Raw genomic sequence first — 15,942 nt, forward strand, 5'->3', positions numbered from 1 at the left:
TTTGTCGCCATGAGTATTGTGGGAATGAAAGGTGCGATTATAACAACTAATATCCATTTTTTTCAAAAAGAGAAGGATGGCTTATTAAGTGCACCCTTCTACATTAAATTTCGTTCCTATACCATTTAAAATGTTATTGATAAATCATAAATAAAATGAAATTCTAAGAAAAACAAAGAAAACAGGCGAACAAGTTAGTATATAGAGGGAGTATAAGTTTTTGCGTATAGCTGTCTAGCTTCGACGTACAGGATGTTCTAGTGCAGGCGGAGCCACAGGACGTGGCGTTCTAAGCCTGCTAGCCCAGAAACTAGGCGACTTCCCGCAGCGCCTTACGATAAGTCATCATCGATTCGCACAGCTCATCGTGATTCCTTTATCTCAGCTGCTTCGGTCCAGTCGCTACGTTTCTAAGCAGGGCGCTTGCACTTTTCTTTATCACACAGCGTACATTGTTTCAATTTGTTTTTGCAGCTTTTGATCTCGAACGTATTCATCGTAGCTCATTTCTTTATCAACGATGCCGGTTGGTGTTAACTCGATCAATCGATTTGCGATACTGTTAACGAATTGGTGGTCACTTGAAGAAAACAGAATGGAACCTTTAAATTTAATAAGTCCATTATTTAATGCTGTAATGGATTCCAAATCCAAGTGACTTGTCGGCTCGTCAAAAATAAGCACGTTTGCATTACTCAACATCATTTTGGATAACATACAACGCACTTTTTCTCCACCAGACAGCACGTTCGCTTTTTTCAGTGCTTCTTCCCCTGAAAATAACATTCTACCAAGGAAGCTTCGCAAAAATGTTTCCGTCTGATCCTCTGGTGAGTATTGCCGTAACCAATCAACCAATGGCAAATCATTGTTTTCAAAGTACTTCGTATTATCCTTTGGGAAATATGATTGTGATGTTGTCACACCCCAATGATAATTTCCTGCATCCTGTTCCATTTCTCCCATTAAAATTTGGAAAAGTGTTGTCTTGGCAATATCATTTTTACCGATGAAGGCTACTTTATCATCTTTGTTAATTGTAAAGCTAACATTGTCCAATACTTTTTTACCGCCAATTGTTTTCGTTAAACCTTCCACACGAAGTAAATCATTTCCGATTTCTCGTCCTGGTGTAAATGCAACATAAGGATAGCGACGAGAAGAAGGTTTAATATCATCCAGTGTGATGCTGTCAAGCAGTTTTTTACGTGATGTTGCCTGTCTTGATTTAGATGCATTCGCGCTAAACCGGGCAACAAATGCTTGCAAATCCTTAATTTTTTCTTCTTTTTTCTTGTTTTCTTCTTTTGCCATCTTGGCAGCGAGCTGGCTTGATTCATACCAGAAATCATAGTTTCCGATATATATTTCAATCTTCCCAAAGTCTACATCAGCAATGTGTGTACATACTTTATTTAAAAAGTGCCGGTCATGTGACACGACAATCACTGTATTTTCAAAGTTAATCAGAAATTCTTCCAGCCACTGAATTGCCTGAATATCAAGGCCGTTTGTTGGCTCATCAAGTAATAATACATCCGGATTGCCAAATAACGCCTGAGCCAATAGCACTTTCACTTTTTGTTCACCGGGCAAATCAGCCATTTGCATATAATGGAAAGATTCGTCAATCCCTAATCCCTTTAATAGAACAGCTGCATCGGACTCGGCCTCCCAACCATTTAACTCTGCGAACTCACCTTCGAGTTCAGCAGCCCGCATGCCATCTGCTTCGGAAAAGTCAGCCTTCATATAGATTGCGTCTTTTTCTTGCTTCACCTCGTACAACTTTTCGTGTCCCATTAAGACGGTCTCCAACACTTGTTCATCTTCATAAGCAAAATGATCCTGCTTTAATACAGCAAGTCTTTTGTCCGGTCCGATGGATACATTGCCGGATTGCGGTTCGACATCTCCGGAAAGTACTTTCAGAAATGTAGATTTACCCGCTCCATTTGCACCAATCAACCCGTAACAATTGCCGGGATTAAATTTTAAGTTTACGTCTTCGAATAACTTTTTATCACCATATTGTAAACTAACATTAGCTACATTAATCATATGTTTGATATCCTCCAAAAATAGTAATCAACGTTAGCTTACGGGATTTAGGCGCATTCGTCAATGCAGAAGTACAGACAGCCGTACGACGAACCATTTTCTTTCGTACTGTTAAATATACCCGAAAAAAAAGACTAGAAAACAACGTTTGAATTTTAATGCCCATATAATCAAAAAGATAGGTGAAATATGTAACTGAGATGCGGGATTAATAGGGAGATAACGTTAATAACAAGACAAGAGAAAAAGAAGAGGCACCAACGAAAACTATTTATTATACCTATTAAGCAAAAATGTCTATGATTAATCCGGTAAATGTGTAACAATAAAATTAATAAGCGAGGGGGAGGGATAGTATGCAGGAAAAAACGATTTATTTTGTCTTTACGAATACCGGCACTTATTTATCCCGGCTTATTAATTTATATACGAGACAATCATTAAATCACGTATCGATTGCTTTTGACGAACGCTTAAGAGAGGTGTACAGTTTCGGACGTAAAAAGCCGAACAACCCTTTTATCGGTGGTTTTGTTTGCGAGGATATCCACAGTACGTTTTTACAAAATGCCAACTGTGCTATTTATGCTTATAAACTAAAACAGGATGAATGTGATAATGTGATAATGCACATTAAAGAAATCGAAGCAAAACAGAATATGTATAAATACAATTTTATCGGTCTGATCGGATTTATGCTGCAGATTGAAATTAATCGGAAAAATGCCTTGTTTTGTTCACAGTTTGTAGCAACTGTGCTCAGTAATACGGATTCCTTTCGTTTCCCGAAACCGGAATGCTTTGTAACACCGTCAGATATTCGTAATCATGCTGGAATGAATCTTGTTTACCACGGCAGGCTTGGCGACTATGTGAATGATCGACAAGTGGAAAGCAAATTGGTAACTTATACACAAATAAAGCAACGTAAATCGTTTATTATTGTTCTTACAAAGAAAGTCAAGCGATTGGTGATCAGGTAAAAAATCAAATCAATTCAAGTGAGTGGCCTATACAGTGTGGGTTCGCACTATTCCAGGAAGGAAGGGGGAGGTGGATCTTTGAATCGGCAAAGTAATTATCGATTGCTTCAATTAAGAGACATTCTGTTTAATGAAACGGATGATAACCATGAACTTGATATTAATGAAATACAGGAAAGGCTACAAAAGGGTACAGACTCTTTTGATACACGGACAATTAAGAGCGATTTGGAAATTCTTGACCAAACAGAATTTGAAATTGTAAAAAATAAGGGGAAGTTTGGCAAGCTGCTGTACAGTCATCAAGCAAAAGTTTTTGAAACATATCAGCTCCGTCTGCTTGTGGATGCAATCCTTTCCGCCCGATTTATTACAACAAATGAAAAAAATAAATTAATTGATAAGCTAAAACAGTTAACAAGTACACATATAGCGAAAACATTACCTGAACCGGTCGTTTTCAGCCCCTCTGTAAATATGGACTATGATTTGGTTAAATTAAATATTGATCGCGTTCACCACGCTATTTCCAATAAAAAGGTAATCATGTACCAATACGGACGATTTAATGTCGAAAAGAAGTTTGAATATAGTCGCGACGGTGGTTATTATTATGTTGAACCATATGCACTTATTTGGCAAAATGATTTTTACTATCTGATTGGTTATTTTCAGGAAGCAAATGAACTGCGCCATTATCGTCTTGATCGTATCCGTAACATTGGAATTACAAATGTATCATTTCAAAAGAAAGCATTTGAGCTTCAAGAATATATTGACCAAAGCTTTCATATGTTTGCCGGTGAGGACATAAGAGTCAAAATCCGTTTCCATATGAACCTTGTCAATGTAGTGCTTGATCGTTTTGGTCAAGAAGCGGATATGGAGAAAATAGATGATAATCATTTTATATTAACAGCAAAAGCAAAATTATCTACAGGGTTAATTAATTGGATTCTAACATGGGGCAATCAAGCAAAAGTATTGTCACCAGAAGGTCTTGTATCGGAAGTGAAAGAGAAAATTTTACAAATGTATGAGACATATGAAGATTAACCATCCGGATCAGTGTATACATCTGCCGGATGGTTTCTTTGATTTGGTTACTCTTCTATATCATAAGTAGATTCAATGCCTAATGTTTCATAAGGCACTTTTATTTTGAATGACAGGTTATTCGCCTCCAAGTCAAATTGCTCTACACTGACATGGAAATTACTTTTAATTTTCATATCTGTTACCGCTACATAAATTTCCTCTTCTTTTGGATTGACAGTTACCCATTCAGGCATCGGCAAATATTTGCTCATATACTCCATTATTTTTTTATTCGGTAATTGCAGTAAACCGACAGAAATAGACTTTTGTTTCAAAATAACATCGCCGTTGTCCTGTACAATTGGATCAAGGTGAATGACAAGCGGAACAGTCGTGGAAAAAACGGGCAACTCTCCAAGCAGTTGAACATCCTCTTCCAAAATAATCTTGTAATGATGATTTGTATTGTTCAGTAGCTTTTCGATATAAGCATTAGCCAGTTCATTCAAATTCTTTTTTGTTGTCCGAACGACAAATTCGGAGCTGTCATCGGTTGTAACCGTATCAGAAGGGGAATGCTCTGTGTTGGGTACAGGCCAAAAAAATAAAATGACAATTAGAATAAGTATACTAATGTTCACAATAAGCAACGAATAAAAACGCCGTTGCCAGTTTTGATCAGTTTTCTGTTTCTTTTTCATCTTCATCCATTTCACCTTCTTGTTCGGTTAAATACGAAAGCACCCGTTCCGCAATTCGCTGATATCCAAGGTGGTTTGGGTGAAAATTATCTTCAGCGAACAGATTGACTGTGTCTTCATTGAATAAGTCATCTATTGGAATATAATACGTCTGATCAAACGTTTGTGCAACGTTTTTCCCAGTATTATTCCATCCGTTCACAATCATATCAAGTTCTTCAATATCTTTAAAATATTTATCAAATGGATTGTAAAACCCGAGCAAATAAATTGATGTATCTGGATTTACTTCCTTAATCTTATTAAAAATCATTTCGAGTCTCTCTTCATATTGAAGTCGTTCGTGTTCAAATTTACGCATTGTTAAATTCGTGAAGCTTTCTTTAAAAACTTGCATAATATCATTCGCACCAATTGTAATAAGAACGATGTCCGCTTGCTTGAGGGACGCGGCAATTTCCGGATCTTCTAGCCGCTTTAACAATTGGTCGGAGCGGTTACCTCTTTTGCCGTAGTTTTCAAATTGTACGATGTTTTTATTCTCGTTAAGCGATCGATTAAGAATGCCTACGTATCCGCCTTCTCCGGTACTGTCTCCAACGCCCTGTGTTAATGAATCCCCAATGGCGACAACTTTTGTTCCTTTATTGAAAAAGAAATCAATGGCACTTTTGACCGAATCGATAATAAATTCCTTTACTTGATCACGTACTTCATCTTCTTCACTATCATTGTTTGCTTCGTCTGTGCTAGAGTCGGGAGCAGTTTTTTTTTGCTCCGGCTCGCCTTCTTCCAATGTCGTATCTTTAGGCATTTCTTCTTTTTGTGGAATCGTCTCCTCGGAAGTGTTCGGTTTCTTGTCATTTGTTATAAATAAAATAATGCCGATGCCTACAATTATTAGTAGAATAAAAATATAGAGAGCAACTTGTTTAATATGGATCACACCTATACGAATGTACTATATATTTATGAAGGTAAAGAGCTGTTATTGCTACAATTTTAAAATATATGTAATAGAAATTGTTCATTTTGATTGTTAATATATAAAAGCATAAAAACCGAAAATTATCCTTTGGAATCGAAAAGGAGGATTTCATCTATATTTTACACGTTAATTTGCCCGTGTAAACCTGAACGCCCAATCTGTAATCAGATATTAATCATTATTATTTGAACGCTGCTAAGAGGTCAAGGGCACTTTTTGCGGAAATCGGCAGTAAAAAAAGTCCGCCCCGATGTGAAGGCGAACTTTATCATAGATATAGTGTATATCTTTTTAGTGCTGTATAGTGTTATTCTCTAGTTGCTTTTGAAATTGCTTGTTCTAAGTCTTTTAAAATATCCTTTGTTGACTCAATACCTACAGAAAGACGTACCAGTTCTTCCGATGCGCCACTTTTCTTTAGGTCTTCAGCGCTTAACTGCTGATGAGTGGTGGAAGCAGGGTGGATGATAAGCGATTTCGCATCTCCAACATTAGCCACATGTGACCATAGCTGAATATTGTCGATCAGTTTTCTGCCCGCTTCTCGACCACCTTTTATTCCAAATGTAATAACCGATCCGTACCCATTTGTAAAGTATTTCTTGGCTAGTGCATGGGAAGGGTGATCTTCCAAACCAGGGAAGTTGACCCATTCAACAGCAGGATGCTCTTGTAAAAAGGATGCAACTTCTTCTGCGTTTTGATTGTGGCGCTCGATACGTAAATGCAATGTCTCCAACCCTTGCAATAGCAAAAATGCGTTTTGTGGGCTTAAGCAGGCACCAGTGTCCCGAAGCAACTGTACACGCAACTTGAGTGCAAAGGCCGGTTCACCTAAATCGACAAAGCGAAGGCCGCCATAGCTTTCATCCGCTTCTGTAAATCCAGGAAATTTACCGGAACCCCAATCAAATTTTCCAGCATCCACGACTATCCCGCCGATTGCGGTACCGTGTCCGCCTATCCACTTTGTTGCGGAATGCACGACAATATCAGCTCCCCAAGCGATTGGATTGGAGAAGTATGGCGCAAATGTGTTGTCAATAATTAATGGGATATTGTTGTCATGCGCAACTTCTGCTACTTTTTCGATATCAAACACATTTAAACTAGGGTTTGTAATCGTCTCGCCAAAGACTGCTTTTGTTTTATCGGTAATAGCTGATCGGATTGTTTCCGGATCAGTACCATCAACAATTTTTACGTTAATACCATATCGTGGCAGTGTATGAACGAACAAATTGTATGTGCCGCCATATAAATTACTGTCCGCAACGATTTCATCACCCGCACCGGCAATGTTTAAAATCGCATACGTAATAGCAGCCATTCCCGAAGCAGTTCCTACCGCTGCAACACCGCCTTCCAATAGTGCTACACGCTGTTCGAATACGTCAACGGTTGGATTCATAATTCTTGAATAAATATTTCCGGGTTCTTTCAACGCAAATAGGTTTTGCGCATGCTCCGTATCGTTAAACACATATGAAGTGGTTTGGTAAATGGGAACCGCACGTGAACCTGTTGTTGGATCGGCAGTTTGTCCCCCGTGTAGTAGAATCGTATCCTTGTCTTCAAAATTAAAGTCTGTCATTAATAATTCCTCCTTAGGTTTTTAAAGGCACGTTGCCTTTCTTATTTTTTGTAGCAGGAATCTGGATGAAAGAAAAGGATGAAACAGAAAAGCCCCCTTCATAAGAAGAGGGCGTTATATGTAACCGTTCCTCCCCTTATCTTCCAGATCAACGGATGACCTGTAGGATTTGGCACCATCAAAAGCAAAACATGTTTGCTCTTAGGTTGCTGGGTTTCATCGGGCCTATTCCCTCCACCACTCTTGATAAGAGATATAATCATTCGATTGAAATGAATGTTACATGAATTTGAATTGTTTGTCAACACAAAATAAAATATTTAATGTTGGTGTTTCACTTTTCGAATTGGGTGTTGTTTTAAGGAAGAACCCATATAAATGAAAAGTGCTATCCAAATAAATATAAAAGAAACGAGATGCGCCGGGGAAAACGTTTCTTCATACAAAAAGACACCAAGAAGTAACATAATCGTTGGAGCCAAGTATTGTAAAAAGCCAATCATTGATAAAGGAATCGAGCGAACAGCGGAGCCAAATAGTAATAACGGTGCCGCTGTTGCCAGTCCCGTTCCGATTAATAATACAAATGTTAGTGGTTGTGGCGTGTTGGCTGCAACCGTACCGTTGGAAAAAAAGCTTAAGTAAATAAGGGCAATTGGCGTAACAATCATTGTTTCGATTGTAAGACTGAAAATGGAATTTAAATCGACCATTTTCTTAAAAAGTCCATAAAGAGCGAATGTAACGGCGAGTAAAATGGATACCCATGGAAAAACGCCAAAGCTGAATGTCAGATTAAGAACCCCGATTGCGGCTAATATAATGGAAAATAATTGCCTTTTTGATAACCTTTCTTTTAAAACAATAATGCCAAGTAAAATGCTGACAAGCGGGTTGATATAATATCCCAAACTCGCTTGAATCACATGCTCGCTATTAACCGCCCATATAAAAATCAACCAATTCATACTGATAATAAGAGAAGCGGCCAGCATGTTAATACTTTTCTTTCGGTCCTTCAGCAGCCGCTTGCACGCTTGAGTAAATTCCGATCCTTTTCGTAATGATAATACGACAACAGCCATCAATACGAATGACCAGATAATGCGATGAGCCAGAATTGTGTCGGCAGGGACATCGTCAACCAATTTCCAATAGATTGGAAGGAACCCCCATAACAAGTAAGCAGATAATGCAAAGAGGATGCCCGATTTGTGACTATTTATCATGAAATATTCCTCATTTCCAGATAGCAAAAATAAATAAGTGCATGCAAAAAGAATAATAACTCCGTGTTACCGTGCTGTTATGAAAAAGTAATTCTTTTACGTGGAACTTGTATATGTATAGATAGAATATATTGCATAAAATATTGCTCACATTCGATTTAATTTTAGAAGGTAGTGAACGGAAATGCAATTATCGTGATTCAAAGCTGCAAGTCTAGAATACTATAGAATTATCCTTTTTGCGGATAAAACAAATTTGATATCTACATCGTCAAAGGCTACGACTTAACCGTTTATTATGATATAATTTTTACGGGAGGGAAAAATATTTTATGCGTACATATGAAAGATCAGAAACATTAAATCGATTACCAAAACAATTCTTTGCTGATTTAGCAAAAGAAGTAGAAGCCATTGAAGCCCAAGGGCATGATGTCATTAATTTAGGGCGCGGCAATCCGGATCTACCAACTCCGGACCATATTATTAAAGCATTGCAAAAGGCAGCTGAAGACCCTGTCAATCATAAGTACTCTCCGTTTCGGGGCTTTTCTTATTTAAAAGAAGCGGTAGCTACGTTTTATAAAAGGGAATATGACGTCGATATCGATCCAGAGAACGAAGTAGCTGTATTATTTGGTTCAAGAACCGGGTTAATTGAATTAAGTCAATGTTTATTAAATCCTGGTGACTTAGCGTTGCTTCCTAATCCGGGGTATCCTGATTACGATACTGGCATTGCGCTTTCTAATGCGGACGTTGAACTTTTTCAGCTACTGGAAGAAAACGGTTTTCTACCGGATTATAACCAAATTCCCGAGCAAACATTGGATCGAGCGAAGTTAATGTTTTTAAACTATCCAAACAACCCTACAGCAGCGATGGCAACTGAGTCCTTTTTTGATGAAACGATCGCTCGCGCCAAAAAGCATGATATTTGTATCGTTCATGACTTTGCATATGGGGCGTTTGGCTTCGATGGTGAAAAACCACGTAGTTTTCTGCAATCGGAAGGTGCTAAGGAAATAGGTGTGGAAACATATACCTTATCAAAGACATATAACATGGCCGGATGGAGAGTAGCGTTTGCAGCTGGGAATCCATCAGTCATTGAACATATTAATAAGTTGCAGGATCATCTATATGCTAGCTTGTTTGGAGCTGTCCAATATGCTGCAGCAGAAGCACTGACGGGAGACCAAAGTGTTGTGAAGGAATTTATAGATATTTATGAAAAACGACGCGATACCTTTATTAAGAAACTTCGTGAAATCGGATGGAAGGTGGAAGCTCCAAAGGGTACCTTTTTTGCTTGGTTACCTGTTCCAGAAGGCTATTCATCCCAACAATTTTCCGATTTACTCTTAAACGAAGCTCATGTTATGACTGCTCCCGGAAGTGGCTTCGGTACAGCTGGTGAAGGGTATGTAAGAATTGGTTTACTGGATTCTGAAGAAAGGCTTACAGAAGCTGCTCGCAGAATAGGAAAACTAAATGTATTTTAAAGCTTAGTAAAATTAAAAACACAAATTAGATGGTGTCCTCTTGCCTTCGAATTACTTGGCAAGAGGGCGCTTTTTTGTGAAAAGTGTCGAACTTTGTATTTGTTCGTTTTTATAAATAGCAGGGTAGTTATTAAGAAGCTTTCCTTTCAAGTAATTACGGAATCTATTATAATAGAAAAAAAGAAAGTGGTATGCGTATTCCACAGGGAGGATTAAAATGACAAAGGATAATAAACGATTTGAAACGACTGTTATACATGAAGGTTATGATGCAAAAAATATGCACGGCAGTATTTCAACTCCGATATTTCAAACATCTACATATGAATTTGAGTCAGCACAACAAGGAGAACGCCGCTTTGCCGGTGAAGAAGAGGGATATGTTTATTCCAGAATCGGCAACCCGACGGTGAGTGTGCTGGAAAAACGAATTGCAGCATTGGAAAACGGTGAACGAGGTCTTGCATTCAGTTCCGGGATGGGGGCCATTTCAGCAATAATAATTGCATTAACAAAGGCAAATGACCACATCCTATGTTCTTCGGGTTTATATGGATGTACGTTTGGTCTGTTAACGTTAATGAAAGAAAAATATAATATGTCCTATGATTTTATTTCTATGGATACAAAAGAAGAGATTCGCTCAAGAATCAAGCCGGAAACATCTTGTATTTATGTAGAAACACCGATCAATCCAACAATGAAATTAATCGACTTGAAAATGGTGGCAGAAGTAGCTAAAGAGCACGATATACCTGTTGTTGTTGATAATACGTTTTCCTCACCTTATTTGCAGCGGCCATTGGATTTAGGTTGTGATGTCGTTGTTCATAGCGCAACAAAATATTTAAATGGTCATGGCGATGTAATTGCTGGTTTGGCTGTTGGTAAAAAGGAATTATTGGATGAAGTATCGATGACGACGCAAAAAGATATTGGAGGAATGATCGGTCCATTTGATGCTTGGTTGTTGCTTCGGGGAATGAAAACATTGCCGCTTCGAATGGATCGTCATAGCGATAATGCCGAAAAAATATTCGACAAATTGCACAGTCATCCAAAAGTAAAAAACACGTACTACCCACATGATGCGAATCACCCGGATTACGCAATTGCCAAAAAACAGATGAAGCGTGGAGGAGGGGTCATCGCTTTTGAAATAGACGGGACGAAAGAATCTGCCCAAACCTTTTTAAATGACTTATCCTTCGTAAAAGTAGCCGTAAGTCTTGGTGATGCCGAAACGCTAATAGAACATCCGGCGACAATGACCCATGCCGTTATTCCGGAAGAAGAGCGACTTCAGATGGGCATAACCGATCAACTCATTCGTCTTTCTGTCGGTCTGGAAGCTTGGGAAGATATTTGGGAAGATTTAGAACTCGCATTAAGTAAACTATAATAATCATTATCCATTAAAAACACGTCTGCCTTCTTGAACTAGAAGGATAGACGTGTTTGTTTATGAAAAAGCACACTATATTTTATTTTTCGCGGTTGGATCCTCTAACGAAAGCGCTGACTAAAATTAGAACAAATGCCACGATCGTAAAAACATTAAAACGTTTGGCTGGTCGTTGTTGTGATAATTGCGTCGGCTTCACTTCCGACCCATTTCTCACCGGTTCCGGCTTAATTTTGGTGACTGCATTTGGTTGCTCGACAGAAGGAGAAGGAATTACGCTAGGTACTTCCTGGATAGGTTGTTTTTTAACTTCCTGATTTAAATGAGTGGATGACTTTTCTGTTTTAATTTTCGATGAATCTGATCCACTTGGGTTAAAGCGTCGTAGATGATAATATTTGGCTAGTATCCATGACAGAATCATTACGACAAAAATGATCACAACGGCAAGTGTATCTTTCATTTCTGCCGACATCTCAAATGTGGCTGCTGCAGCACGATCCTCTGCTAGTGCAGGCGATTGCAAAGTAAATAGGAATAGAATACCTGTTAGAATTGTCACTACTTTTTTCAATTGAAAATGCCCCCATTTCATCATATGGTTAAATATATCATTATCTGAAATTTTGTTCAAATGAGACTCATCCAGCCAGGGTGGGTAGTTATCTAACAAAGCCATTGTATGCTATATTAATAGTAGTGTAAAACTGTTTCAGATGTTTCAATGTGGGTAACATAAAGAGTATGCCTATACTATTATCAGATCGTAGGAAAAGTAATGATTGGTGCCGCATTTAGAACTTAATAAGCTACTCGCTTGTAGCTTGTGTGTTGATGAAGGAGTGTTGTTATGTGCAGCTGACACAATTGATCCCGTACCTGATTAGCATCATTATGATATCCAACTTTGTGTTGGCTTTTACTATTATATTTCTTGAACGGAAAAATCCAACCTCAACGTGGGCATGGCTGATGGTACTTTTTTTTATTCCAATTCTCGGTTTTTTTCTTTATTTGATTTTTGGCAGAAAGTTAAGTCATAAACGTATTTTTACGTGGGATACGAAAAGCAGGCTAGGTGTGTTGAAAGAAGTACAAGCACAATTGCGAGCGCTTGAGGAAAAAACCGTTTTTTTTAAACAGGACATTTTAATGGAGTATAAGGATTTATACTATTTGCATTTGAAAAATAATGATGCCATCTATACACAAGATAACGATGTAGAAATTTTTACAGATGGTATAGATAAATTTTCATCCTTAGTTCAAGATCTTGAGAAAGCGGAAGATCATATCCATCTATTATATTATATTATTCGACACGATCAGCTTGGTACGCGAATAGCTGATGTCCTTATTAAAAAGGCTCATGAGGGTGTCGAAGTTCGCGTGTTATATGATGATATGGGGTCCCGATTGTTAAACAAAAAATTTATCCATCGATTAAGAGCAGCAGGAATTCATGTGGATGCTTTCTTTCCGCCCAAAATACCGAAAGTGAATTTTAAAATCAATTTCCGTAATCACCGCAAGCTGGCAATCATTGACGGTGAAATTGGTTATATCGGCGGATTTAATATTGGCGATGAGTATTTAGGGAAAAATGAACGCTTCGGGTATTGGCGGGATACGCATTTGCGCGTTTCCGGTGATGCTGTGCGTAATATGCAAACGCGGTTTATTTTGGATTGGAATCAGGCATCCCGGAATCATATTGCTTATGAAGAACGCTTTTATAAAGGTGGATCATTCGGTGATGTTGGTATACAAATTGTTTCCAGCGGACCTGATTCGGAATGGGAACAAATCAAGTATGGATATATAAAAATGATCTTAACGGCAAAAGAATATGTTTATATTCAAACCCCCTATTTTATTCCGGATGAAAGTTTAATGGATGCGCTAAGGATCGCCGCGTTATCCGGCGTAAAAATAAAAATAATGATACCGAACAAGCCGGATCATCCATTTGTATATTGGGCAACATTATCATACATAGGAGAATTATTAAATGAAGGAGCAGAAATATATTTATATCAAAATGGATTTTTGCATGCGAAAACAATCGTTGTAGATGGGAATGTATCCTCTGTAGGGACAACGAACATTGATGTTAGAAGTTTTCGACTGAACTTTGAAGTGAATGCATTTTTATATGACAAAGACATAGCAAAAAAGCTCGTTGATGTATTTCAACGTGATATCACCTTATCAACACAAATGACAAAAGAATTATACAAAAAACGGTCTTTGGGTATTCGGTTTAAAGAATCCATATCGCGTTTATTATCACCGATACTATAATGGTCGAACACGATGTGTAATCAATCATTTCATACATATTAATTGGATAAGATATAGCTGAGGAGGGATTGTGAATGGAAGGAAAACCTTGTTCAAATTCACTAGCCGTAAAAACGGCACACGTACTGCCACCCGATGCCAATACACACGGAACATTATTCGGGGGGAGATTGATGGCGCATATTGATGATGTTGCTGCAATATCCGCAGCCAGACATGCGAGGAAGACAGTTGTAACTGCTTCTACGGATTCCGTTGATTTTTTGCAACCAGTAAAAGAAGGGGATTCAATATGTGTTGAAGCATTTGTTACATGGACACACAACACATCTATGGAAGTTTTTGTGAAGGCGGTGGCGGAGGATTTATTGACAGGGCATCGTGAAGTCTGTTCGACTGCCTTTTTAACGTTCGTTGCAGTGGATGAATCGGGAAAGCCCTCACCAATCCCATCCGTTTATCCCGTGTCCGAGGTAGAAAAGAAGCTTCATGAAGAGGCACCTGCTCGGGCAAACCATCGTAACGCCAGGCGAAAGCAGTCGAAAAAAATGGCTGCAACGTTTGGTACAGCCTTTCCGTGGGATGCGGAAAAGTAATGTTCGAACATTGATTCTTACATACAGTTAGACGTAACGGTAACTACAGAAAAATGGAGGTATAAAGCATGACAAATCAAGAAACGAAAGAAAAATATGCGGAACTGGCGTTACGAACAGGTGTCAATTTGCAAAAAGGGCAAGCATTACTCATTAACGCGCCTATTGAGGGAGCTGAATTTACGAGAATTGTTGTACGAAAAGCATATGAGATGGGTGCAAAAGATGTACATGTCAGCTGGGCAGACGATGAATTGAGCTTATTGAAGTACGAGCATGCTCCAGACGAAGTGTTAGCAGCGTTTCCGGAGTGGAAGGTGAAGCTGCAGGAGTCCTTTGCCGAAGATGGCGGAGCATTACTTTCCATTCGTTCAACGAATCCCGATTTGCTTGAAAACATTGATCCCTCACGCGTAGCAATGGCAAATAAAGCAGCTGCAGAAGCTTTAACGAATTTTCGAAGATATATTATGAATGACAAAATAACATGGTCAATCATTTCGATTCCAACCGGTGATTGGGCACAAAAAATATTCCCTGAAGCATCCCGAGAAGATGCTATAACTAAATTGTGGGAAGCCATTGTAAAAATTGTCCGGGTTGATCGAGAAGATCCCGTAGCGGCATGGCAGGATCATAACGATACATTGAAAGCAGCTAGAGAAGTGTTAAATGAACGGAAATATAATAAATTGTTGTTTAAAGGTCCGGGGACAGATTTGGAAATTGGTCTGCCAAAGGGGCACATATGGAAAGGTGGATCAGCCGAGTCGGAAAAAGGAATTATGTTCAATCCGAACATGCCAACAGAAGAGGTGTTTTCCGTTCCACATAAATATCATGTGAACGGTACAGTTGCAAGCACAAAGCCGTTGAATTACGGAGGGAGTGTCATTGATCAATTTAGCTTGACTTTTAAAGAAGGAAAAGTAGTCGATGTTAAAGCTGAACAAGGAGGAGAGACACTAGAGCATTTACTTAATACGGATGATGGTGCACGGCGTATTGGTGAAGTAGCGCTAGTTCCGCATGAATCCCCAGTATCTCAATCCGGCTTAGTTTTTTACAATACACTGTTTGATGAAAATGCCTCCTGCCATATTGCGTTAGGGAAAGCGTACCCAACAAATTTGGAAGGTGGCTCGTCAATGGACGAAGAAGCACTGGATAAACATGGAATCAATGACAGTCTTGTGCATGTGGACTTTATGATTGGTTCCGATCAACTTGACATTGATGGTGTAAAAGAAGATGGAAGTACAGAAGCAGTATTTCGCAACGGCACATGGGCATTGAATATAAAATGAAATTTATTGATCCGTTCAAGGACAGCAGCATAATTTTAAAAAATCCGAACGATGATTCAAGTAAACTTTTGAATCCGTTCGGTTTTTTTCAAAGAAATCATCGATTCGCTCAGCTCATCTTGATTCCTTTATCTCGGGTTGATTTGGAATGTTCGATTAGTACCGGCACTTTGCGTGACAATATCGAACCACCAGCTCCCGTCTGGCGCAATCGCTACGTTTCTACGACGC

General features: G+C 38.7%; 12 protein-coding genes, 1 pseudogene and 1 riboswitch. Of the genes and pseudogenes, 7 read left to right on the forward strand and 6 right to left on the reverse strand.

Going from position 1 to position 15,942, the window contains the following annotated elements; all coding sequences use genetic code 11:
* Positions 1-438 precede the first annotated feature (438 nt).
* On the reverse strand, positions 439-2,061 hold the full coding sequence (locus tag ACLIBG_RS13670) for an ABC-F family ATP-binding cassette domain-containing protein (RefSeq protein WP_439313327.1): 1,623 nt from the start codon (positions 2,059-2,061) through the stop codon (positions 439-441).
* 356 nt (positions 2,062-2,417) lie between these two features.
* Here ACLIBG_RS13670 and ACLIBG_RS13675 point away from each other — a divergent pair, with 356 nt between their 5' ends.
* Both ACLIBG_RS13675 and ACLIBG_RS13680 read left to right on the forward strand, forming a co-directional pair.
* Entirely contained in the window at positions 2,418-3,044 is a 627-nt protein-coding gene (locus tag ACLIBG_RS13675) for a hypothetical protein (protein ID WP_439313328.1), read from the forward strand.
* Positions 3,045-3,122: 78 nt separating this feature from the next.
* A complete protein-coding gene (locus ACLIBG_RS13680; protein WP_439313329.1) occupies positions 3,123-4,100 on the forward strand; it encodes a helix-turn-helix transcriptional regulator in 978 nt (325 codons plus the stop codon).
* Between the two features lie 47 nt (positions 4,101-4,147).
* Here ACLIBG_RS13680 and ACLIBG_RS13685 read toward each other — a convergent pair whose 3' ends face one another.
* The 4 genes and pseudogenes from ACLIBG_RS13685 to rarD form a co-directional block, all read right to left on the reverse strand.
* Positions 4,148-4,789, reverse strand: a complete 642-nt coding sequence (locus tag ACLIBG_RS13685; RefSeq protein ID WP_439313330.1) for a YpmS family protein — start codon at positions 4,787-4,789, stop codon at positions 4,148-4,150.
* Positions 4,761-5,729 carry an SGNH/GDSL hydrolase family protein gene (locus ACLIBG_RS13690; protein ID WP_439313331.1) on the reverse strand — a complete coding sequence of 323 codons (969 nt, stop codon included), beginning with the start codon at positions 5,727-5,729 and terminating at the stop codon, positions 4,761-4,763. The genes ACLIBG_RS13685 and ACLIBG_RS13690 overlap by 29 nt, the downstream gene beginning before the upstream one ends.
* Before the next feature lie 358 nt (positions 5,730-6,087).
* Positions 6,088-7,365 (reverse strand): annotated as a pseudogene (locus ACLIBG_RS13695) (O-acetylhomoserine aminocarboxypropyltransferase/cysteine synthase family protein); the annotation flags it as partial.
* A gap of 133 nt (positions 7,366-7,498) precedes the next feature.
* Positions 7,499-7,618, reverse strand: a riboswitch (SAM riboswitch).
* 67 nt (positions 7,619-7,685) lie between these two features.
* A complete protein-coding gene (gene rarD, locus ACLIBG_RS13700) occupies positions 7,686-8,594 on the reverse strand; it encodes an EamA family transporter RarD (protein WP_439313332.1) in 909 nt (302 codons plus the stop codon).
* A 332-nt stretch (positions 8,595-8,926) separates the two neighbouring features.
* Between rarD and ACLIBG_RS13705 the strand changes: the two genes are divergently transcribed.
* Positions 8,927-10,099, forward strand: a complete 1,173-nt coding sequence (locus tag ACLIBG_RS13705) for a pyridoxal phosphate-dependent aminotransferase (protein WP_439313333.1) — start codon at positions 8,927-8,929, stop codon at positions 10,097-10,099.
* A gap of 217 nt (positions 10,100-10,316) precedes the next feature.
* Complete coding sequence (gene megL / locus ACLIBG_RS13710) at positions 10,317-11,501, forward strand: methionine gamma-lyase (protein WP_439313334.1); 1,185 nt, start codon at positions 10,317-10,319, stop codon at positions 11,499-11,501.
* An 82-nt stretch (positions 11,502-11,583) separates the two neighbouring features.
* Here the strand turns inward: megL and ACLIBG_RS13715 are convergent, their stop codons facing one another.
* A complete protein-coding gene (locus tag ACLIBG_RS13715) occupies positions 11,584-12,138 on the reverse strand; it encodes a hypothetical protein (RefSeq protein WP_439313335.1) in 555 nt (184 codons plus the stop codon).
* Between the two features lie 218 nt (positions 12,139-12,356).
* On the opposite strand from ACLIBG_RS13715, the gene cls reads away from it, so the two are divergent.
* From cls to ACLIBG_RS13730, 3 genes are all read left to right on the forward strand, one after another.
* Entirely contained in the window at positions 12,357-13,808 is a 1,452-nt protein-coding gene (cls, locus tag ACLIBG_RS13720) for a cardiolipin synthase (protein ID WP_439313336.1), read from the forward strand.
* 74 nt (positions 13,809-13,882) lie between these two features.
* On the forward strand, positions 13,883-14,404 hold the full coding sequence (locus tag ACLIBG_RS13725; protein ID WP_439313337.1) for an acyl-CoA thioesterase: 522 nt from the start codon (positions 13,883-13,885) through the stop codon (positions 14,402-14,404).
* A gap of 68 nt (positions 14,405-14,472) precedes the next feature.
* Positions 14,473-15,711, forward strand: a complete 1,239-nt coding sequence (locus ACLIBG_RS13730; RefSeq protein ID WP_439313338.1) for an aminopeptidase — start codon at positions 14,473-14,475, stop codon at positions 15,709-15,711.
* Positions 15,712-15,942: the final 231 nt, after the last annotated feature.

The sequence above is a fragment of the Virgibacillus sp. W0181 genome, assembly GCF_051846915.1.
Lineage (GTDB): Bacteria > Bacillota > Bacilli > Bacillales > Amphibacillaceae > JBPYCR01.